Genomic DNA, 20,717 nt, shown 5'->3' on the forward strand with positions numbered 1-20,717 from the left:
TCGTGTCTCACCGTGATGAAAGCGTCACTTGGACCGATCTATGCCAGCATTTCGCCATGCCAAGGGGCAGGGCGTCGAAGGGACGGCCGATGGCTCAGCCGCGCCGGCGCATCGCCTTGTCGAAATCGTCCAGCAGCCCGCGCGTCAGGGTAAGCGCGCCAAATCCCATCGCCGCAAGGCCGGTCAGCATGGCGGCGAGCGTGGTTTGGCGGCCGGGCTCGGACGGTCCGGCGTGAAGTTCGGGTGCGGCAAGCATTGTGGCGAGCGCGTCGACGCCGAGCGGGGCGGCGGGGGCGAGCGTCGTCAGACTGAAGAGCGCGACCAGCGTGGCAAAGCCGAACCCGCCGACGAGGGCGATGTCGGACACAATCCTGGAACGGCGCCAGACCCGACGCTGCATGGCATAGCGCATGAACATGCTCGTGCTCCCCGGCAGGCCGCAGGCGGCCCATTCTTCGTGCCGAGTTTGCAGGCCATTGCGGCGCGATCGGGCTCGGAAACCGGCGGCGCGCGGGAGATTTCGTGGCTTTTTCGGGGCAGGGCGCGGGTGCGCCGTTCAGCGGAACGACTTGACCAGCCGGAGTTCGGGGTGACGACGGCCGGCGGCGATCAGCGACGCAAATTCGCCGGGCGCGAGCTGCGGCGGTGCGAGCGCGAAGCCCTGCAGGAAATGCGCTCCGGTGCGCCGGGCGCGCTCGACCTGTTCGAGCGTCTCAAGGCCCTCGAGCACGCATTGAATGCCGTCCCGGCCGAAGGCCTCGACGAGCCGGCCCAGCTCGACGCAGCCCTCGGGCGTGGCCAGATGACGGCGCACCAGCGCGCCGTCGACCTTGACGATGTCGGGCGTCAGCCGCGCCACCCGCCCCGGATCGGCAAAGCCGGCGCCGAAATCATCGACCGCAATGCGGTAGCCGCGCGCCCTGAGCAGGTAGACGACATCCTTCAGCGCCTCCTCGGCGTGCTCCTGCTGCTCGGTTATCTCGCAGACAAGGTCGGCCGGCGATATGCCGATCGCACGCAAGTCGGCGCCCAGAAGCCGCAGATCCTGCTCGATCCGCGCCGGGCTCTCGAAGGCACTGGGATGGAAATTCAGGAACAGGCGCCGCGCGCCCCTTGGCAGGTGGGCGGCGTTGCGCACATGGATATGGCGCACGACCTGCTCTATCGCGCCGAGCCGTTCGCGTTCGAGATCGTCGAAATAGCGTTCGGGCGGCAGCGGGCTGGCCCCGCGAAACGGCCGCGCCAGCGCCTCGAACGCCACCGGCTCCATCCGGTCGCGGCGGCATCGAAAGACCGGCTGGAACGCGCTTTGCAGCACCACCAGCTCGTCGACCGCCGCAACGGCGCCGGCGCTGGTCTCGAAAATGTGCACGCCCTGGGCGCGCAATGCGTTTTCCATTGGCCGACCCGCCGCTTCCCTTGCCCCGTCATCATGGTTAACCAGTTTGGTTAACGCAATGTTGCGGGCCGCGTGCCGGCTTGCGCGCGCCGGGCAATTGGCGCAAAAGCACGCCCGGCCGCCCTCGCACGTCGCGGGGCGGGCCACCGACCCGATGGAGCGACACATGGCCTTTCTTTCCGACACCCTCGCCCGCGTGAAGCCGTCCGCGACGATCGCGGTTTCGACGAAGGCGCGGGAGCTCAAGGCCGCCGGCCGCGATGTCATCGGGCTGGGCGCGGGCGAGCCCGACTTCGACACGCCCGACACCATCAAGAAGGCGGCGATCGCGGCGATCGAACGCGGCGAGACGAAATACACGCCCGTGCCCGGCATCGCCGAGTTGCGTCAGGCGATTGCGGCCAAGTTCAGCCGCGAGAACGGGCTCGACTATGCGCCCGAGCAGATCATTGTCGGCACCGGCGGCAAGCAGGTGCTGTACAATGCCTTTGCCGCAACGCTCAATCCGGGCGACGAGGTGCTGATTCCGGCGCCCTACTGGGTCAGCTATCCCGACATGGTGCTGCTCAATGGCGGCGAGCCCGCCATTGTTCAGACCACGCTCGAGAACGACTTCAAGCTGACCGCCGAGGCGCTCGAGGCGGCGATCACGCCGAAGACCAAGTGGCTGGTCTTCAACTCGCCCTCCAACCCATCGGGCGCCGCCTATTCGCGCGACGAACTCAAGGCGCTGACCGATGTGCTGATGCGCCACCCCCATGTCTGGGTGCTGACCGACGACATGTACGAGCACCTTTGCTACGGCGACTTCGTCTTCACCACGCCGGCCCAGGTCGAACCGGCGCTCTACGAGCGCACGCTGACCATGAACGGCGTCTCCAAGGCCTATGCGATGACCGGCTGGCGCATCGGCTATGCCGGCGGGCCGGTCGAACTGATCAAGGCGATGACCAAGGTGCAGGGCCAGCAGACCTCGGGCACCTGCTCGATCGCGCAATGGGCGGCGGTCGAGGCGCTCAACGGGCCGCAGCATTTCATCGCCGAGCGGCGCAAGGTGTTCGAGGAGCGGCGCGACCTGGTCGTCGCCATGCTCAACCAGGCGGCCGGTCTCAAGTGCCCGACGCCGGAAGGCGCGTTCTATGTCTATCCGTCCTGCGCCGGGCTGATCGGCAAGACCGCACCTTCGGGCAAGGCGATCGAGACCGACGAGGACTTCGTCACCGAGCTTCTTCAAAGCGAGGGCGTGGCCGTGGTGCACGGCTCGGCCTTCGGGCTGGGACCGAATTTCCGCATCTCCTATGCGACGTCCACCGAGGCGCTGACCGAGGCCTGCGAGCGCATCCAGCGGTTCTGCGCGGCCTGCCGCTGAGCCGCCAAGGGCCGCAGCGGCCGCAAGATGTGGCCCGCCCGCAACAGCGGCCCTCTTTTTCGGCCGCTCTGGCCCGATTCGGGGCCGGGCCCCGGCGCGATCCCATTCGGGCCTTGGGTTGGCGGGCCATCCGCGCTAGCCTTGTGTCGCCGGACGGTTTCGACGGGGTGAGTGGCGTGTTCAGGGCAAGTGTGTGGGGCGGCGCGTTTGCGATGGCCGCCATGGCGATCTCGACCGGCGTCAGGGCCGCCGATACGCCGGCGGACGATTATGTCGTGCCGCCGCCGGCCGACGTGCCGCTGGCACTCGCACCGCGCGCGGCGGTGTCCTCGCCCAATGGCAAGCTCGAACTGGGCTATGGCTGGAACCGCTTCGAATTCGCGCCGGGGGTGCCCGGCTTCGATGAAGCCGAAACCCACAATCTGCAGGCCATCGGCTCGTTCTCGATGCCCGTGGGCCGGCAATTCGGCGTGCAGGTCGATGCCGGCATAGCGGGCAGCATCGCCGGCACCTCGCTCAGCGATCCGGCGCTGACGGGATTTTCGGTCAAGCCGCGCCAGCGCGCCTATGGCATCGGCGCGCACGCCTTCTGGCGCGATCCCGATCTCGGCCTTGTCGGCGCCTATGGGCACTTCGTGCGGCTGGAACAGGACTTTTCGAGCGGCGGGGCGACCGACCGGATCAACGCCGACGTGTTCCGCCTGGGCGTTGCCGGCGAATACTATCAGGACAGCGTCTCGCTGGAGGGTTTCGTGGGCGCCGATTTCATGAGCGCCACCGCCTCGGGCGGCGCCTCGGCCGATGCGACGTTTGTGACCGCGCGCGCCATCGCCGCCTATTATCCGAACCCGGACACGCGCGTGTTCGCCGGTCTCGAATACGCCTTCGAGGACATTACCGGCCTCGTCGGCGGCGAATTCCTGATCAACCCGGATTCGCCGGTCGCCACCGCCGCCTATCTCGAGGGCAGCTTCGGCCGCGACACGACCACGGTCGAGGCCGGCCTGCGCATCTATTTCGCACCGATCGGCAAGCATCTGATCGCCCGGCACCGCGAGGACGATCCGCGCGCGTTCCTGTTCGATACGCTCGGTGCGATGTCGGGCTGCGCCAACAGCCTGATGCTGGGTGAGATCGCCGGCGTCGGTGAGGAAACCGCGACCACCCGCACTGCGAGCGACGCAGCGGCTGCGCCGGGCTTCAGCGGCACCTGCGGCAGCGGCACGGCACCTTTCGGCACCGAGGGCGGAGGGGACGAGTACGCCCCGGTCACAGCCGAGTGAGTGTGACCTGCGCGGTCCGATCCAGCCCGAGACGAAGCCGGCGGACCGCGTCTGACCAAGACGCGGTCGCCGGCCGTCTTGTCGTTATTGGCGCGGCACGCCGTCGGAGGATCAGCGCCCCATCGGATCGGCCTGATCCCGGCCGCGTAGGCGTCACGTATCGGATCGAACCGGCACGGGCGAGGTTTCACGAGGTTACACGGGGTTACATGCCGGTGCCCGATGGCCTTTCCAAAGGGTTAATTGTCGGCATCTGTTGCACAATTGCACTGGACAGCGGCATCCCAGCGGGTACGAAGGGCGAGACGGCAAGTGGTATTTCGAAAGCGTGTGGATACGCTGGGCGGGGGCATGCCGGACAGGGCGCGCAACGAACGCGCCCGATGGTCGTCGCAGAACGGCCCAATACAGCGGGGCGGCATCGGTTCATGCCGGTGACCGCCCCAAAAAATGCCTGCAGACGTGGTACCAGCACCTGTCTGGCACAGCCCTGGCACCCGCGCCCCGCGGGTCGCGGCAGGGTCATGCTTCATCTTGTCTCACGGCCTGCCGCCCGGCGGGCACGATCGCCAAGTCGGGTCAGGCGCGGCGGCCTGCCAACCCCGATCAGGGTCCGGGCCGGCCGATTTCGGCGTTTCGATCATTTGCGATCCCCTCGCGGGCATGTGAAGGACGCGGCCGTTTTTGCCGCTGTTGTTAATTGAACGGTATGAGCGCTTCAGTAAGCTGACGGTGTTTGACGGGATCAGGGATGGAAGCGGAAGGAACCGAACTCAAGCGGAACGCAATGGAGGCGATGGCGCTGCAGCGCAGCGGACGGCGCGGGCCGACGCAGGGCCAGAACAAGCAGCTTCGGGCCAGGCTGCGCGACCTGATCGCCTTCATCTATCCCGACGAGGACGCCGACGCGCTGGTGCAGTCGGTGTGCGATGCTTTCTGGCCCGACAATCTGAAGTCGCGCCAGCGCGGCCGCCAGCCGGGCAACACGCTGTGGTCGGAAGCCGACGCGCTCGTCATCACCTATGGCAACACCTTCGTCGACGGCATGCACAAGCCGCTCGACCTGCTGGGCGATTTCCTGCACCGCTATTTGACCGGCACGATCAATGGCGTGCACATCCTGCCATACTTTCCCTTCACCTCCGATGACGGTTTTGCGGTCACCGATTACAGATCGGTCAATTCGGCGCTGGGCGGTTGGGACGACATCAGGCGCATCGCGTCCGACTTCACGCTGATGTCGGACCTGGTGCTCAACCACGTCTCCAGCCAGTCGACCTGGTTCAACGACTATCTGCAGGGTCACGCGCCCTATACGGAGTTCTTCGTCGAAGCCGCGCCGGAGGACGATCTGAGCCAGGTGGTGCGGCCGCGTGCGCACGACCTGTTGCGCCCGGTCGAGACGCCAAGGGGCACGCGGCATGTCTGGTGCACGTTCTCCTACGACCAGGTGGATCTGGACTTCTCCAACCCCGAGGTGCTGCTCGAGTTCATCCGCATCATGCGGCTGCACATCGATCAGGGCGTGCGGATCCTGCGCCTGGATGCGGTCGCCTTCATCTGGAAGGAACCGGGCACGCCCTCGATCCACATGCCGCAGACCCATGCCATCGTGCGGCTGATGCGGGCGCTGGCGGACTACGCGGTCGAGCCCATCGTCCTTCTGACCGAGACCAATGTGCCCAATGCCGAGAACCTGTCCTATTTCGGCAATCGCAACGAGGCGCATGCGATCTACAATTTTCCGCTGCCGCCGCTGCTGCTGCATGCCATGTGGACGGGCAGTTCGGAGCTGCTCAACAAATGGCAGATGGCCATGCCGCCGGCGCCGCTGGGCTGCGCCTATCTGAACTTCACCGCATCCCATGACGGCATCGGCGTGCGCGGCGGCGAGGGGCTGATCGGCGAGGGCGATCTGGGCCGCATGACCGACACGGTGCAAACCTTCGGCGGCAAGGTTTCCATGCGCGCCATGCCCGACGGCACGCGCCGGCCCTACGAACTCAACATCACCTTCTACGACGCCATGAAGGGTACCTTCGCTGGCGAGGATCAGTGGCAGGAGGAACGGTTCCTGTGCAGCCAGACGATCCAGATGGCGCTCGAAGGCATTCCGGCCTTCTATGTCCACTCCCTGCTGGCCACGCACAACGACTACGCCGGCTACGAGAAGACCGGTCTGAACCGGGCGCTGAACCGCCACCGCTGGGACTACAACGCGCTGCGGCGGCTGCTCGACGAAAACGACAACGAACACGCGCGCGTGCTCGACCGGCTTTCCGAACGCATCCGCATCCGCTGCGCGCAGCCGGCCTTCCACCCCAACGCCACGCAGTTCACGCTGCAGTTCGGACCGAAGCTGTTCGGCTTCTGGCGGCAGTCGCTCGACCGCGATCAGTCGATCTTCGCCATCCACAATGTGAGCGCCGAGCCGGTCAGGATGCCCGTCGTCGCCATCAACATGATCGGCGGGCATCACTGGACCGATCTTCTGTCGGGCGAGGCCATCCGGCCGCATTCGGGGGATATCACCTTCCAGCCCTATCAGTGCCGCTGGATCACAAACCGGGCGTGAAGCCGGCCGGGGCCGTCACGATCCGATTGCCAGCCGGTTTGCGCTGTGCTTAGCTCTGCCGATGATATCGCTGGAGGATTGCGTCGGGCTGTGCGACCTGACGGAGGAGGAGATCCTGGCGATCGCCGAGCACGAGCACATGCCGGAGATCGTCGCGGCGGCCTATGCCCAGTATCTCGCCGGCCAGGAACACGGTACCGAGACCATCGGGCGGATGATCATCGACGACATCCGCCATGCCCAGGCGCGTGGCGATCGCGAGCATGTGCGCATGCTGCTGCATGTGCTGCACCATTTCGTCCGCAGCCATCCCGAGGCGGCGCCGCACGTTCATCCGTGGAGTTCGCTGCGATAGGGCGCGTCAGGGCGCGCGCGCCATCATGGCGGCGATGATCGCTTCGGGCGCATCGTCCTGCACCAGATGGCCGGCCTCGGGCACCACGGTCAGCACGCCGCCGGCGATCCTGTCGGCCAGGGCGCGACCGCGCTCGAGCGGTATCCATGCGTCCTTTTCGCCCCATAGCAGCGTGACGTCCGCCGCCATCGGCCCATAATGGCGTTCGATCTCATCGGTGAAACGCAGATCCATCTGGGCGATCTGGCGGTAGAAGGCGGCCTGGCCCGTCGCACCCTGCCAGGGCGCGGCATAGATGGCGAGGGTATCGCGGCAAAGCGGGCGGTGTGCGGCGCCGGCGATATAGGCGTCAAGCAGCGCCCGATGGGCATAGCCTGGCAGGTCGGCGAAGGCGGCCTCGTGGGTGCGCACATGGGCGACGAGGGGCGAGCCCCACGGGCGCAGCGCGACCGGGTCGACAAGCGTCAGACGCCGATAGGCAAGACCGTTCAGGTAATGGCCGCGCAGCGCCGTCGCGCCGCCGAAGTCATGGGCGAGTACGTCGGGCCGGTCCAGTTGCCAATGGCCGACAAGCGCCGCCATGAGCCCGTTCTGGGCGCCCAGCGAGACGTCCTGGCCGTCGTGCTTGTCGGATTGGCCATAGCCGAGCAGGTCGAAATAGTACACGCGCCAGTGCGCCGCCAGGGGCGGCGCGATGCGCCGCCAGACCTGCGAGGAAAAAGGCGTGCCGTGGACGAGGACGAGCGGCGGACCCTCGCCGATGACGCCCCAGGCGACGTTGTCCTTGCCGTAGGTGAAACGATGGGGCAGCGCGAGTTCGGGCATTCATGGGCTCCTGACGGACCGTATTGCGGTGCGCGTCCGTTTTGCGGTGAACCAGCCGGCTCGTGCGATGCGATCAGGCAGGAGACGCGCGTCGATCCGGGATAAGCGGGCGCGCGGTCGGCAGCCAGCGCCGATTCCTGACAGCGCGTTCAGCGTCGCTGATCGTGCCCGCCCCGGCCGCCGATTTCGGCCTCGTCGGCCTTCACCGCCTCGTAAAGGTCGCGGATCAGGTCCGGATCGGCCGCCTGCACGCGGCTCCAAGCCGGAATGAACGGCGTTTCCATGGGATTGTCGAGGAATGTATGGCCGGCCTCGACCAGGTTGGCGGCGAACAGTTCGACGGCGCGCTCCTCGGCGTGGCGGTCGACATGCAGCCCGTTCATGCGCGCATCGTTGTAATAGGTCTCCACGAAGTCGAGCGCGTGGCGGTAATAGCTCGCCTTGAGCGCGCGGAATATCTCCTTGGAGAACACCGTGCCGTCGGTCGCCAGCTTGCGGAAGACCGCCTTGCAGATATCCGTGGACATGCGCGACAGGCCCTTGGACCTGTCGTCCGCCGACAGCGGCTGGTGCTTGTGGTCGTAGGCGTCGGAAATCTCCACCTGGCAGACCGCGCGCGGGGCCAGGTTGCGCCAGGCTTCCGACAGCGTGCCGATCTCCAGCCCCCAGTCGGAGGGAATGCGCATGGCCGGCAGGATCGAGGCGCGCATGGCGAACTCGCCGGCGAGCGGATAGCGGAACGAGCGCAGATAGTCGATATAGTCGCGCTCGCCGATCACCTGGCGCAGCGCCAGCATGAGCGGCGCCACGAGAAGCCGGCTGACCCGGCCGTTCATCTTGCCGTCGGCGACGCGCGGATAGAAGCCCTTGCAGAACTGGTAGGCGAAGGCCGGGTTGGCGACCGGATAGACCAGCCGCGCCAGCATCTCCTTGGAATAGGTGGTGATGTCGCAATCGTGCAGCGCGATCACGTCGCTGTCGGCGCGCGCCAGCGTATAGCCGATGCAGAACCATACATTGCGGCCCTTGCCCGGCTCGACGGGCGCAAGACCGGCATTGGCAAGCCGCTCGTCGATGGCGGTCAGGCGCGGCCCGTCGTTCCACAACACCGAATGGGGCAGTTCGAGCCGTTCGAAGAATTGTTGCGCCTTGCGGTACTGCGCCTGCGAGGCGCGGTCGAGGCCGATGACGACATGATGGACGAAACGGACCTTGTTGAGTTCGTCGACGATGGCGGGCAGCGCCTCGCCTTCGAGTTCGGAATAAAGCGATGGCAGAATCAGCGTCACCTTCTGGCGCGCGGTGATGACGTCGAGTTCGCGCTCGAGATCCTCGGCCGAGCGCGTGCGCAGATTGTGCAGCGTGGCGACAGCGCCGTTTTGATGAAAGTCAGCCAAGTCGAGCCACCAGTGTTGTCCGCCGGTCCTGTCGCGAATGCCGGTCAGGGCGACCGGGTTCCGCGGCGCGGGCACAGTATCGACACCAGCGCCGCATTCCAACCGGCCGGGCCGATTTGTGCGGTGCGCGACACGCGTCCGTCATCTTCGCCGGAAAGCTTCGGGATCGGCACGCCGTGCGGATTGGCGACGATGATGCCCAGATCCGCATGTTCGAGCATCTCGATGTCGTTGGGCGCATCGCCGAGCGCGATCGTGAACGCCGGCGCGTCGCGGCACAGCGTCGCGGCCACCTCGTCCATGCGCCCGGCCTTGCTGCCGCCGAAAGACAGCGTCAGGAAACGACCCCCGGCGCGGGCGGCGACGCCGCGATCGGCCAGCCAGGCGATGAATCGCGCCCTGCCGTCCTCGCCGCCCGACCATAGGCCCGGTTCGGAGAACCGGCGCCGGGCGGCCAGTGCCGCCGACCGCCGGTCAAGGCCGGTCGCCGCCGCGATGGCGTTCGCATCCATGTCGCCAAAGCCCGTGAAAAGGCCGCGCAGATCGGCCGGGGCCTGCGCGAGGATGGCGCGCAGGCGCCGATACTGCGTGTCGTCCGTCGCCGAGCCGTCATCGCCCGGCGCGAGCAGCCCGGCCCCGTTCTCGACGATCGCCGGGCAATGGGCAAAGCCGATCGCCGCGCGCAGCGGCGCGATCTCGGCGGCGGTCTTGGAAGAGGCGAGAACCAGCGCGATGGCGCGCGCGCGCAGCATGTCGAGCGCCGGCGCGGCCGGCCGCCAGTCATAGCCGTCATGGTCGAGCAGCGTGCCGTCGAGATCGGAGAAGACGATCACGCAGGCACGGTCGGTCGGGGCAGGGCGGTCGGCCATGGGCGTTTCCGGTTCGGCTCGTCGCGGTCGTAGCAGGCGTGCCGCCCCGCGAAAAGGGTGGCCGGTTAAAGCAATCTTCAAGAGTTTCGGGTCGGATCGCGGCCATGGTCCGCCAGGACGGACCGCCGTCATCTGACCGGACCCTTCGATGCTGAACCTTGCCGCTGTCGCTGTCGAGACCGACATTGCCGCACCCGCCGGTGAAACCGCGCCGGTGCTGGTCTCGCTGATCGTGCCGGTGCTCGACGAGCAGGATTGCATCGTCGCCTTCGTCACTCGGATCGGCACGGTGATGGGACCGCTGGCGCCGGCGGTCGGCTACGAGATCGTCTTCGTCAATGACGGCAGCACGGATTCGACGGAATTCGCGGTGCGCACGATGATGCAGGCCGACCGGCGGGTGCGGCTGGTCAACCTGTCGCGGCGCTTCGGCAAGGAGGCGGCACTTTCGGCCGGTTTCGACCATGCCAGGGGCGACGCCGTTATCCCGATCGACGTCGACATGCAGGACCCGCCCGAACTGATCCCGCAGATGATCGACAAGTGGCGGGCGGGCGCCAGGGTGGTCAATGCGCGCCGCATCGACCGCTCTCGGGACGGTTGGCTCAAGAAGCTCTCGGCTGGCGCGTTCTACCGCACCTTCAACCTGCTCGCCGACCACCCAATCCCGCAAGATGTCGGTGACTACCGGCTGATGGATCGGCAGGTGGTCGACATCGTACGCACGCTGGGCGAGCGCGCCCGCTTCAACAAGGCGCTGTTCTCCTGGGTCGGCTTCGAGACCGACGAGGTAACCTTCGAGCGGCCCGAGCGGGCGGCCGGCGAATCCGCCTGGACCTACTGGAAGCTGTGGAACTTCGCGCTCGACGGCATCTTCGCGTCGTCGACCACCCCGCTGCGGGTGTGGACCTATATCGGCTCGCTGATGTCGCTTGCCGCCTTCGCCTATGCGGCCTTCATCTTCGCTGTGGCGCTGATCGGCGGCATCGACACGCCCGGTTATGCTTCCACCGTCATCCTGATCCTGCTTTTCGGCGGGCTGAACCTGTTCGCTATCGGCATACTGGGCGAATATGTGGGTCGCATCTATGCCGAGGTGCGCAAACGCCCGCTCTACGTCGTGCGCTCGGTTCACGGCGCAGGCGAGGACAACTAGGATGGATCGCCTGGTCTATGAACGCATGGACGAGCAGGAGGCGGTCCATTGGTGGTTCGCCGCGCGGCGTGACCTCATTGGGGCGACCATCGAGCGGCTGATCCGACTGCCGGATCGGCCGGCGATCCTTGAGGCGGGCTGTGGGACGGGCGGCAATCTGCGCATGCTGGCGAGCCTGGGCGATCTGGACGCCTTCGAATATGACGAGGCCGCGCGCGCCATCGCCGAGACCAAGGCCGATGTCGCGGTCGGTCATGGCGCGCTGCCCGATGTCATCCCCTTCGCGCCCAAGCGATACGACCTGATCGGACTGTTCGACGTGCTCGAGCATATCGAGGACGACCGGGCAACGCTCAACCGGCTGGGCGAGCGGCTAGCGCCGGACGGTCGGCTGTTCGTCACCGTGCCGGCGCTGCCCTGGCTGTGGTCGGCTCATGACGAACGCCACCATCATTTTCGCCGCTACACGCGCCGCTCGCTGCGCCGCACCGCGCAGGAAGCCGGGTTGGCCGTGCAGGACTGCTTCTACTTCAACAGCCTGCTGCTGCCGGTCGCGGTGGCGATGCGCGCGGTCAAGGCCGCGCTGCGCAGCGACAGCCCCGACGACACGCTGCCGGCGAACTGGCTCAACGGCGCGCTCTACCGCGTGTTCGCCAGCGAACGCCATCTGGTCGGCCGGCTGCCCATGCCGGTCGGCCTTTCGGTCTGCGCGATCCTGGCACCCGGGCCGTCGCGATGATCGCGCAACTTGCGCGCTTTGCCGGCGTCGGGATGGCGGCGACGCTGGCCCATGTTGCCACCGCGCTGATCGCCCAGGGGCCGTTCGGCGCGCCCGCGCAGCTTGCCAATCTGACCGGCTTCTGCGCCGCGGTGCTGGTGTCCTACCTGGGCCATGGGCGGCTGACATTTGACGCCAATGACACCCACGGCGTGCGGATGCCGCGCTTCGTGGCCGTGGCGCTCGCCGGGCTCGCGGTCAGCAGCGCCGTCACCGCCATCGTCCATGGCCAGTTGGGCGCCTCCTTCGCGCTCGCCATGGCGCTGGTCGCGATCACGGTACCGGCCTTGACATTCCTCGGCGCCCGGTTCTGGGCCTTCGCGCGCATCGACGCGCCGACCGGGGAAAACTGGACCGGCGTCGCACTGGCCCTGGCCATGGCAACACTGTTCCTGTCTGTCTTCCAGGGGCGCTACATCCATCACGATACGGCCTGGTATCTGGTCGCAACGCGAAAATGGCTCGAGGGCGCGGTGCTCTACACCGATATCGTCGAGGTCAACCCGCCGCTCAACTTCTACCTCACCGTGCCTGCGCTCTGGCTCGCCGACCTGGTCGGTCTGAGCGATTCGGACGGCCAGTATCTGCTGGTTGCCATCCTTCTGGCCGGCGTGCTGATCTGGGTATGGCGGCTGATCGCCGAGGTGCCGGCGCTGGCCGGCGGGCGCGGATTGCTCGTGCTCACGGGCATCGGCGCCGCCGCCATCGTGCCGGCGTCCGACGACATCGCCCAGCGCGAGCACCTGCTGGTCCTGTTCATCCTGCCCTGGCTGGTCGGCCATCTGACGCGGGCCGAGCCGGACCGGGGCGCCGGTGCCGTGGCGCGCGCCGCCTTCGCTGCCATCGGTATCTGCCTGAAGCACTATTTCGTCCTGTTTCCGGTCCTGATGACGCTGGCGCTGGTCATCCGGCGGCGTTCGCTCTGGCCAATCGTCTCGCCGGCCAATCTCGCCATCCTGGCCATATGCATCGCTTATGTGGGCATGGTCGGACTGCGCCATCCGGCCTATTTCGACTCGATTGTGCCGATGGCGCTTGAAGTGTACGGCGCATACGGCCTTGGCGGTGCGGCAGCGCTGGCCGGCATGCAATTGCCGCTGATCGCCGCGTTCGGGCTGACGATCGTGATTGCCCGCGATGAACGCGCGCCGGTCCCGGGCCTCGATATGGCGGTGGCGGCCGTCCTCGCCGGCGCCGGCGTCTATCTGGTGCAGTGGACCGGTTTCGGCTACCAGGCCGTGCCGATCGGCGCGACTGTGGCGCTGGGCTGCGTGTTCGTGCTCGCCCGGCCGGGCCTGCCGCGCAAGACGGCGATCGCCGCCGCGGCGGGGTTCGTCCTCGCCTTTCTGCCGGCGCTCCAGAACGGAACCTACAAGAGCCCTGCTTCGGAACATTTTGCACCGATCGTCGAGCGCTTCGGGCCCGCGCCGCGGCTCGCCGTCTATTCGACCTCGCTTTCACCGTCCTTTCCGCTGGCGCTCGAGACCGGCGCGCAGTGGACCAGCCGCTATCCGGCGCTGTGGCTGGTGCCGGGCGCGGTGGACGGGCTGGCCGACGCCGACTGCACGGCCGAGCCGGAACGTTGTGCCCGCCTGCGGGCGATTGGCGAGGAGACGCGGGCCGCGATCGTCGACGACGCGCTCGCCGGTCGGCCGCACGTGATGATCTTTGACAAGCAGCCATTTTACTTCTCCCGGCCCGGTTTCGACCTTATGGCATTCCTCGCCGCCGACCCACGCTTTGCGGCGCTGCTTGCCGACTACGCCACGCTCGAGCAGACGACGCGCTTCCTCGTGCTGGCCCGCAAGGACCGCTGATCCGATCGGCGGCTTGTCCGCCCGCCCGCGCCGCGCTATCGGCTGGACCGATCGGGGGAGACGACCATGAAAGCCATCATCGCCCATGCGCATGCCCGCCGTATCTGGGATTCGCGCGGCCGGCCGACCATTGAGGTCGAGCTGACGACCGCCGCCGGCCATGTCGGCCGGGCGATCGCCCCGGCGGGCGCCTCGACCGGTTCGGGCGAAGCGGTCGATCTGCGCGATGGCGGGGCGGCCATGGGCGGCTATGACGTGCGCGGCGCGGTCAAGGGTTTTGAACACACCGTCGCACCGGCGCTTTCCGGCCGCGATGCGGCCGACCAGGCGGGCATAGACGCGCTGCTTGCCGAACTGGACGGCACGGCGGATTTCGGTCGGCTGGGCGGCAACACCGCCATCGCCACCTCCATGGCGGCCGCCCATCTGGCCGCCGCCGTGCAGGGCGTGCCGTTATGGCGGTATCTGGCCGGCGAGGCCGATCCGCCATTCCTGCCTTTGCCCGAAATCCAGATCTTCGGCGGCGGCGCGCATGCGGCGGGCCGGCTCGACGTTCAGGATTTCATGATCACCGCGATCGGCGCGCCGGACTATCGGACAGCGCTCGACTGGACGGCGGAGGTCTATCGCGCGGCGGGCGCAATCATGGCCGAGACGGGGCGGCTTGCCGGCGTCGCCGACGAAGGGGGCTGGTGGCCGGCCTTCGACGGCAACGAGGATGCCATCGCCACACTGACGCGGGCGATCGAGCAGGCCGGGTTGCGACCGGGCCTCGATATGGCGATCTCGCTGGACATCGCCGCAAGCGAATTCGGCGACCGGAACGGCTACAGGCTGGCGCGGGAGGGGCGGACGCTGTCGAGCGAGGATCTCGCCGACCTGATCGCCGGCTGGACGGAACGCTATCCGATCGTCGCCGTCGAGGATCCGCTCGGCGAGACGGATATCGACGGCCTTGCCGCGTTTACCGGGCGTGTCGGCGACCGCGTCGAGGTGATCGGCGACGATGCGCTGGTCACCGACGCCAAACGCATCGAGGCGGCGGCTGCCAGGAGAGCGTGCAATGCGGTGCTGATCAAGCCCAACCAGATCGGCACGCTCACCGGCGCCAGGGCCGCGCTCGAGGCGGCGCGGCGCCATGGCTGGGGCGCGGTGGTCTCGGCACGCTCGGGCGAGAGCGAGGACGTGACGATCGTGCATCTGGCGGTCGGCTGGGGTGTGCCGCAACTCAAGGTTGGCTCGTTTGCGCGTTCGGAACGCATGGCCAAGTGGAACGAGGGATTGCGCGTGGCCGAATCGGCGCCCTGCGGACCGGCGCTGCCGCCGCGATCGACGTTTCCCTGGGGGTGACGGAGCGCGAGCTTCGCGCACGCGCGGCAAGACCGAGGAAGACCCCCCGGCGGCCAAAAAGCGAGATGGTGCTGCTGGAGAGAATCGAACTCTCGACCTCTCCCTTACCAAGGGAGTGCTCTACCTCTGAGCTACAGCAGCCCGGCGCGGTGACGGTCGGCCGGCTTGTGCCACAGCCGCAACGCCTTCGCAAGGCGTCAAATGCGTGCCGCGGCAAGCGGAAATCGCGGCGCCGACCATCGTTGGGAACCCCTGGCGCAGCGGTCCGTCTGCCCGGCCGCGGCACGCTTTGCAAACGGCGGTCGGATGTCTATTGTGCTGCCCATGGGCGGCAGGAAAGACGACCAGGACCGGCGCGATAGGCTCGCCGCTCAATTGCGCGCCAATCTGCAAAAGCGCAAGGCGCAGGCGCGCGGCAGGCGGGCCGGCGTGGGCGAAGGGCGCGATGACGCCCCCGCCTCGCCGGGCAGGACGCCGGACAAGGGCAAGGCGCGCACATCGTCAGCCGCATCGGGCGATCGGCGCGGCCGGGGACCGGCGCGTCATGGTTAACGCGCTGTTAAATGCCCGTGAGGTAAGCAAGCCCCCTTGTTGTCGGGGAACCGGCCGGCCGCGGCGCACATGGACGGCCCATCGCCTGCCTTGAAGCAGCCCCGATCATGGTCTACAGGCCTGCCATCGGGCATGGGCACCGTGGGGGCGGCGGCGCGCCGGTATGGCGGGTTCGCATCAGCGAGGGGACGAACCCATATGGACAGCATTCGCATTGTCGGCGGCCATGAGCTCCATGGCGTCATTCCGATTTCCGGGGCCAAGAACGCGGCGCTGCCGCTGATGATCGCCTCGCTGCTGACCGACGACACGCTGACGCTCGAAAATGTGCCGCATCTGGCCGATGTCGAGCAGCTTATCCGCATTCTGGGCCATCTGGGCGTCGACTACACCGTCGCCGGCCGGCGCAATGGCGACGGATCCGACTACGCCCGCACCATCCATTTCAACGCGCGCAACATCGTCGATGTCACAGCGCCCTATGAACTCGTTTCGAAGATGCGGGCGAGCTTCTGGGTGATCGGCCCGCTGCTGGCGCGGATGGGCGAGGCGCGCGTGTCGCTGCCGGGAGGCTGCGCCATCGGCACGCGGCCGGTGGACCTGTTCATCGATTCGCTGCGCACGCTGGGCGCGGAGATCGAGATCGAGAACGGCTATGTGCATGCGGTGGCAAGGAACGGCCTGATCGGCGGGCGCTACGTCTTTCCCAAGGTGTCGGTCGGCGCGACGCATGTGCTGGTCATGGCCGCCGCGCTGGCACGGGGCGATACCGTGATCGAAAACGCGGCGCGCGAACCGGAGATCGTCAATCTCGCTGCGTGCCTGAATGCCATGGGCGCGAAGATCGAGGGCGCCGGCACGGGCACCATCAACGTCACCGGCGTGGCCTCGCTCGCCGGCGCGCGGCACCGCGTGATCGCCGACCGGATCGAGACCGGCACCTATGCCATGGCCGTCGGAATGACCGGCGGGGAAGTGCTGCTCAAAGGCGCAGTGGCCGACAGCTGGCACACGGCGATCGACGTGCTCGGCGAAGCCGGCCTGGAGATAACCCAGCACGATGAGGGCGTGCGCGTCTATCGCAACGGCAACGGCATCCTGCCGGTCGATGTCAGCACGGCGCCCTTTCCCGGCTTTCCCACCGATCTGCAGGCGCAGTTCATGGGCCTGATGACGCGCGCCAACGGCGTCTCGCACATCACCGAGACGATCTTCGAGAACCGCTTCATGCATGTGCAGGAGCTGGCGCGGCTGGGCGCCGACATCGCCCTTGACGGGCAGACCGCCACGGTCACCGGCGTGCCCGTGCTCAAGGGCGCGCAGGTCATGGCGACCGATCTGCGTGCCTCGGTGTCGCTGGTCATCGCCGGGCTCGCCGCCGAGGGCGAGACCAATGTCAACCGCGTCTACCATCTCGACCGCGGCTTCGAGCGGCTCGAGGAGAAGCTCGGTGCCTGCGGCGCGCAGATCGAGCGCGTGACGGCCTGATTGCCGCAGGCCGGGCGCAACGGGCCGACAGGCTGTTGCGCTGAAAATGCGAAAGTCGTAGCACGGCATCCGCAACCCGATTGCCGACCGGATGCCCACTGCCATGGCTGGCCTGAAACTGCTCGCGCTCGACGAATCCGACCTGATGGTGATTTCCGCCCAGATGCAGGACGCGGTCACGCGCGCGGACTATCTGGACTATCAGCCGGCCAAGCGGCGCTTCACGCTGATCGCCAGCCGCTTTGCCTGGGACGCGGAGGCGGGCCGGCGTGCCCGCGGCCATGAAAGGCGGCGCACGGCGCTGTCGTTCGCGCGGGTCCAAGCGGTGCGCACCACGGGTATCAGACGCGGCGACGACGGCCAGGTGCTGTCGCTGCTGGCGATCCGCTTTTCGCCGACCGAGCCGCCCGCCGGCACGATCGAACTGGTCTTCGCCGACGCGGCCGCCATACGGCTCGATGTCGAGGTCATCGAGGCGCAGCTTGCCGATCTGGGCGCGGCCTGGGAGACCAATTTCAAGCCGCGCCATCCGGCGGGCTAACGGAGTTTCTTGCGTGCCGCACCGTCTGACCGCGACCGATCCGGATTTCGAGACGCGCCTTGCCGCCCTGATCGGCTCAAAGCGCGAGGCTTCGGCCGATGTCGACGCGGTGGTGCGCGGGATCATCGCCGATGTGCGGGCGCGCGGCGATGCGGCGGTCCACGAATTCACGGCCAGGTTCGACCGTCTCGACCTGTCGGCCGTGCCGATGCGCGTGGGCGCCCGGGAGATCGCCGCTGCCCGGCAGGCGGTCGATGCCGAAACGCTGGCGGCGCTGGAGTTGGCGCGCGCGCGCATCGCCGCCCATCACGAGCGGCAATTGCCCGCCGACGAGATGTACACCGACGCGATCGGCGTCACGCTCGGCAGCCGCTGGACGGCGGTGGAGTCGGTCGGGCTCTACGTCCCCGGCGGCACGGCGGCCTATCCCTCCTCGGTGCTGATGAACGCGGTGCCCGCGCGCGTCGCCGGGGTGGAGCGCATCGTGATGGTGGTCCCGGCGCCCGACGGGGTTCTCGACCCGCTGGTGCTGGCGGCGGCGGACCTTGCCGGCATCGACGAGATCTACCGCATCGGCGGCGCCCAGGCGGTGGCCGCGCTCGCCCATGGCACGCAGACGGTCGCGCCGGTGGTCAAGATCGTCGGGCCCGGAAACGCCTATGTCGCCGCCGCCAAGCGGCAGGTGTTCGGCACGGTCGGCATCGACATGATCGCGGGCCCTTCCGAGGTGCTGGTCGTCGCCGATGCCGACAATGATCCCGACTGGATCGCCGCCGACCTTCTGGCCCAGGCCGAGCATGACGTGGCCGCACAGTCGATCCTGATCACGGACGATCCCGGCTTCGGGGACGCAGTGGCAGCGGCCGTCGACCGTCAGCTTGCCACGCTTGCGCGCGCGCAGACCGCCGCTGCGAGCTGGCGCGCCCACGGGGCGATCATCGCCGTCGCCGATCTCCAAGATGCAACCACCGTGTCGCTGATCGACCGCATCGCGCCCGAGCATCTCGAACTGGCCTGCGCGGCGGCCGACATGATGGCGGACCGCGTGCGCAATGCGGGGGCGATCTTCATCGGCCGCCACACGCCGGAGGTGATCGGCGACTATGTCGGCGGTTCGAACCACGTTCTGCCGACGGCGCGCTCGGCGCGGTTCTCCTCGGGGCTGTCCGTGCTCGATTTCGTCAAGCGCAGCTCGGTGCTCAAGCTTGGGGCGGAGCAGTTGCGCGCGCTGGGACCGGCGGCAATCCGCCTGGCCGAGGCCGAAGGCCTTGGCGCCCATGCGCGCTCGGTGGCGATCCGCATGAACCTGCCCGGACCGGAAGCGTTGGATCACGATGACGGGCGATGACGCATTCCGCGCCGATGACCGGCTCAGCGATCTGACGCTCGACGCGTCGATCGGCCGGTCAACGCCCGATGTCGAGCACGAGCGGGCGGTGGCGATCTTCGACCTTCTGGAGGAAAACCGCTTCCGGCCCGTCGGCGACGAGGGCACCGGGCCCTACAGGCTCAACCTGTCGGTCATCGAGGGCAAGCTGGTCTTTGCGATCGCGCGCGAGGACGGCGGCGAGGTCGCCACGCACATCCTGTCGCTCGGCCCGTTCCGCAAGATCGTCAAGGACTACTACATGATCTGCGAGAGCTATTACGAGGCGATCAAGAGCGCCACTTCCAGCCAGATCGAGACCATCGACATGGCAAGGCGCGGGGTCCACAATGACGGCTCGCAAACGCTGATGGACCGGCTCGATGGCAAGATCGCTATCGACTTCGACACCGCGCGCCGGCTGTTCACGCTCGTGTGCGTGCTGCACTGGAAAGGGTGAGGGGCCGCACCCCTCACCGCGTCCGAACGCCCCTCAGGCTTCGCCTTCGGTCAGCAGGCCATCGGCCTCGGCCTGGGCCCAGATTTCATCGAAGACCTGGGCGGCACGGCCGCGCTGGCGCACCGACCGGGCGGCTTCGAGGTTGTCGAGCTTGCCTTCGCCCTCGACGATGATCAAGCCGACCATGCCGGTCGCATAGTGCGGCAGGCACTTGTAGCCGTAGATGCCGGGCACGGTCAGCGTGACCTCGAAATCCTGGCTGGGCCGGCTCTTCCAGGGCTCGGCACCCTCCGGGATCATGCCCTCGATGGACTCCGAATTGTGCCCGGGGTTCACCGATACGAACCGGACCGTGTCGCCGGGCTGCACGACCTGGATGAGCGGGTCGTATACCATGCGTTGGCGCGGATTGTCGGGATGAACGTTGAGCATCTGCACTTCGTGCGTCGTCGCCTCGGCCAGCGCGGGCCGCGTCAGCAAAAGGGCAGAAGCGCCAATCAGCAATGCTCGGCGTTCGATCATTATGGCCATGGATATCCCTCCTCTCGATGCCGGCCTGCATTAGAATCGCGAGGCGGTAATGTCTACAAAAAGCATCAGGTTTGACCCTGCGATATTTCGCCCATTGCCCGCCCTGCGGTCACACCCAGGCGGGATCTTTGCTTGAGCGCTTGCCCGCGCCCCGGCGCGGCGTTGTTTCCGGCCTGCGGCGGGCGGGCTGGAACCGGGCGCGGCGCCACCCCATATGCGTGGCGACGAACCGCGCGTGCAATCCCTTCATTGTGGCTGTTCATTTCCGGGCTATTGCGCTATTGAGCCGCTCATCCCGGACGAGGGCGACGCGCGCGCAGCCGATGTCCCATCAAGACACAGACCGAACAGGATCGCATGGCGAAAGAAGAACTGCTGGAATTTCCCGGTGTTGTCGTGGAGCTTCTGCCCAACGCCACCTTCCGTGTGAAACTTGAAAACGATCACGAGATCATCGCCCACACCGCCGGCAAGATGCGCAAGAACCGCATCCGTGTGCTGACCGGCGACAAGGTGCTGGTCGAGATGACGCCCTATGATCTGACCAAGGGCCGGATCACCTACCGCTTCAAATGATCGTCCGCCGCGCGCGGCGTCCGCCGGGTT

General features: G+C 67.6%; 20 protein-coding genes and 1 tRNA gene. 14 read left to right on the top strand and 7 right to left on the bottom strand.

The annotated features are described in order from the left end of the window. Positions 1 to 94: 94 nt before the first annotated feature. Both RBB34_RS02915 and RBB34_RS02920 read right to left on the bottom strand, forming a co-directional pair. A complete protein-coding gene (locus RBB34_RS02915) occupies positions 95 to 418 on the bottom strand; it encodes a hypothetical protein (protein ID WP_306117690.1) in 324 nt (107 codons plus the stop codon). Positions 419 to 556: 138 nt separating this feature from the next. Beyond that, entirely contained in the window at positions 557 to 1,399 is an 843-nt protein-coding gene (locus tag RBB34_RS02920; protein WP_306117691.1) for an EAL domain-containing protein, read from the bottom strand. A gap of 166 nt (positions 1,400 to 1,565) precedes the next feature. Here RBB34_RS02920 and RBB34_RS02925 point away from each other — a divergent pair, with 166 nt between their 5' ends. The 4 genes from RBB34_RS02925 (at position 1,566) to RBB34_RS02940 (ending at position 6,981) form a co-directional block, all read left to right on the top strand. After that, complete coding sequence (locus RBB34_RS02925; protein ID WP_306117692.1) at positions 1,566 to 2,768, top strand: pyridoxal phosphate-dependent aminotransferase; 1,203 nt, start codon at positions 1,566 to 1,568, stop codon at positions 2,766 to 2,768. Positions 2,769 to 2,944: 176 nt separating this feature from the next. Further along, positions 2,945 to 4,051 carry a hypothetical protein gene (locus RBB34_RS02930; RefSeq protein ID WP_306117693.1) on the top strand — a complete coding sequence of 369 codons (1,107 nt, stop codon included), beginning with the start codon at positions 2,945 to 2,947 and terminating at the stop codon, positions 4,049 to 4,051. 751 nt (positions 4,052 to 4,802) lie between these two features. Then, on the top strand, positions 4,803 to 6,626 hold the full coding sequence (locus RBB34_RS02935) for a sugar phosphorylase (protein WP_306117694.1): 1,824 nt from the start codon (positions 4,803 to 4,805) through the stop codon (positions 6,624 to 6,626). A gap of 61 nt (positions 6,627 to 6,687) precedes the next feature. Further along, entirely contained in the window at positions 6,688 to 6,981 is a 294-nt protein-coding gene (locus RBB34_RS02940; RefSeq protein WP_306117695.1) for a hypothetical protein, read from the top strand. A 6-nt stretch (positions 6,982 to 6,987) separates the two neighbouring features. Here the strand turns inward: RBB34_RS02940 and RBB34_RS02945 are convergent, their stop codons facing one another. The 3 genes from RBB34_RS02945 to RBB34_RS02955 all read right to left on the bottom strand — a co-directional run bounded on the left by RBB34_RS02945 (position 6,988) and on the right by RBB34_RS02955 (position 10,072). Then, positions 6,988 to 7,806 carry an alpha/beta hydrolase gene (locus RBB34_RS02945; protein WP_306117696.1) on the bottom strand — a complete coding sequence of 273 codons (819 nt, stop codon included), beginning with the start codon at positions 7,804 to 7,806 and terminating at the stop codon, positions 6,988 to 6,990. A gap of 149 nt (positions 7,807 to 7,955) precedes the next feature. After that, positions 7,956 to 9,203 carry a glycosyl transferase gene (locus RBB34_RS02950; protein WP_306117697.1) on the bottom strand — a complete coding sequence of 416 codons (1,248 nt, stop codon included), beginning with the start codon at positions 9,201 to 9,203 and terminating at the stop codon, positions 7,956 to 7,958. Positions 9,204 to 9,247: 44 nt separating this feature from the next. Further along, complete coding sequence (locus RBB34_RS02955; protein WP_306117698.1) at positions 9,248 to 10,072, bottom strand: HAD hydrolase family protein; 825 nt, start codon at positions 10,070 to 10,072, stop codon at positions 9,248 to 9,250. 148 nt (positions 10,073 to 10,220) lie between these two features. Between RBB34_RS02955 and RBB34_RS02960 the strand changes: the two genes are divergently transcribed. From RBB34_RS02960 to RBB34_RS02975, 4 genes are all read left to right on the top strand, one after another. Next, positions 10,221 to 11,228: a glycosyltransferase family 2 protein gene (locus tag RBB34_RS02960; protein ID WP_306117699.1), complete on the top strand. Its 1,008-nt coding sequence runs from the start codon at positions 10,221 to 10,223 to the stop codon at positions 11,226 to 11,228. Position 11,229: 1 nt separating this feature from the next. Continuing rightward, positions 11,230 to 11,967, top strand: coding sequence for a class I SAM-dependent methyltransferase (locus tag RBB34_RS02965; RefSeq protein ID WP_306117700.1), 738 nt, complete (start codon positions 11,230 to 11,232; stop codon positions 11,965 to 11,967). Beyond that, positions 11,964 to 13,823, top strand: a complete 1,860-nt coding sequence (locus RBB34_RS02970; RefSeq protein WP_306117701.1) for a GtrA family protein — start codon at positions 11,964 to 11,966, stop codon at positions 13,821 to 13,823. Before RBB34_RS02965 ends, RBB34_RS02970 begins: the two co-directional genes overlap by 4 nt. Before the next feature lie 66 nt (positions 13,824 to 13,889). Then, positions 13,890 to 15,173 carry an enolase C-terminal domain-like protein gene (locus RBB34_RS02975; protein WP_306117702.1) on the top strand — a complete coding sequence of 428 codons (1,284 nt, stop codon included), beginning with the start codon at positions 13,890 to 13,892 and terminating at the stop codon, positions 15,171 to 15,173. 66 nt (positions 15,174 to 15,239) lie between these two features. Here the strand turns inward: RBB34_RS02975 and RBB34_RS02980 are convergent. Continuing rightward, positions 15,240 to 15,314, bottom strand: a tRNA-Thr gene (locus RBB34_RS02980). 165 nt (positions 15,315 to 15,479) lie between these two features. On the opposite strand from RBB34_RS02980, the gene RBB34_RS02985 reads away from it, so the two are divergent. The 5 genes from RBB34_RS02985 (at position 15,480) to RBB34_RS03005 (ending at position 19,580) form a co-directional block, all read left to right on the top strand. Further along, positions 15,480 to 15,725 (top strand): hypothetical protein, encoded by a 246-nt coding sequence (locus tag RBB34_RS02985; RefSeq protein WP_306117703.1) that lies wholly within the window; start codon positions 15,480 to 15,482, stop codon positions 15,723 to 15,725. 198 nt (positions 15,726 to 15,923) lie between these two features. Beyond that, a complete protein-coding gene (gene murA, locus RBB34_RS02990) occupies positions 15,924 to 17,213 on the top strand; it encodes a UDP-N-acetylglucosamine 1-carboxyvinyltransferase (RefSeq protein ID WP_306117704.1) in 1,290 nt (429 codons plus the stop codon). Between the two features lie 103 nt (positions 17,214 to 17,316). Then, entirely contained in the window at positions 17,317 to 17,754 is a 438-nt protein-coding gene (locus RBB34_RS02995) for a DUF2948 family protein (RefSeq protein WP_306117705.1), read from the top strand. A 13-nt stretch (positions 17,755 to 17,767) separates the two neighbouring features. Beyond that, positions 17,768 to 19,102 (top strand): histidinol dehydrogenase, encoded by a 1,335-nt coding sequence (hisD, locus tag RBB34_RS03000; RefSeq protein WP_306117706.1) that lies wholly within the window; start codon positions 17,768 to 17,770, stop codon positions 19,100 to 19,102. Further along, the gene (locus RBB34_RS03005; protein WP_306117707.1) at positions 19,089 to 19,580 is read left to right on the top strand and encodes a UPF0262 family protein; all 492 of its coding nucleotides are present in this window, start codon (positions 19,089 to 19,091) and stop codon (positions 19,578 to 19,580) included. Before hisD ends, RBB34_RS03005 begins: the two co-directional genes overlap by 14 nt. Before the next feature lie 33 nt (positions 19,581 to 19,613). On the opposite strand, the gene RBB34_RS03010 is transcribed toward RBB34_RS03005, so the two are convergent. Then, positions 19,614 to 20,111: a pseudoazurin gene (locus RBB34_RS03010; protein WP_306117708.1), complete on the bottom strand. Its 498-nt coding sequence runs from the start codon at positions 20,109 to 20,111 to the stop codon at positions 19,614 to 19,616. 357 nt (positions 20,112 to 20,468) lie between these two features. Here RBB34_RS03010 and infA point away from each other — a divergent pair, with 357 nt between their 5' ends. Further along, positions 20,469 to 20,687 (top strand): translation initiation factor IF-1, encoded by a 219-nt coding sequence (infA, locus tag RBB34_RS03015; protein WP_306117709.1) that lies wholly within the window; start codon positions 20,469 to 20,471, stop codon positions 20,685 to 20,687. Positions 20,688 to 20,717: the final 30 nt, after the last annotated feature.

Origin of the sequence: Roseitalea sp. MMSF_3546 (assembly GCF_030732865.1) — a bacterium.
In the GTDB taxonomy this organism is placed as follows: Bacteria; Pseudomonadota; Alphaproteobacteria; order Rhizobiales; family Rhizobiaceae; genus Roseitalea.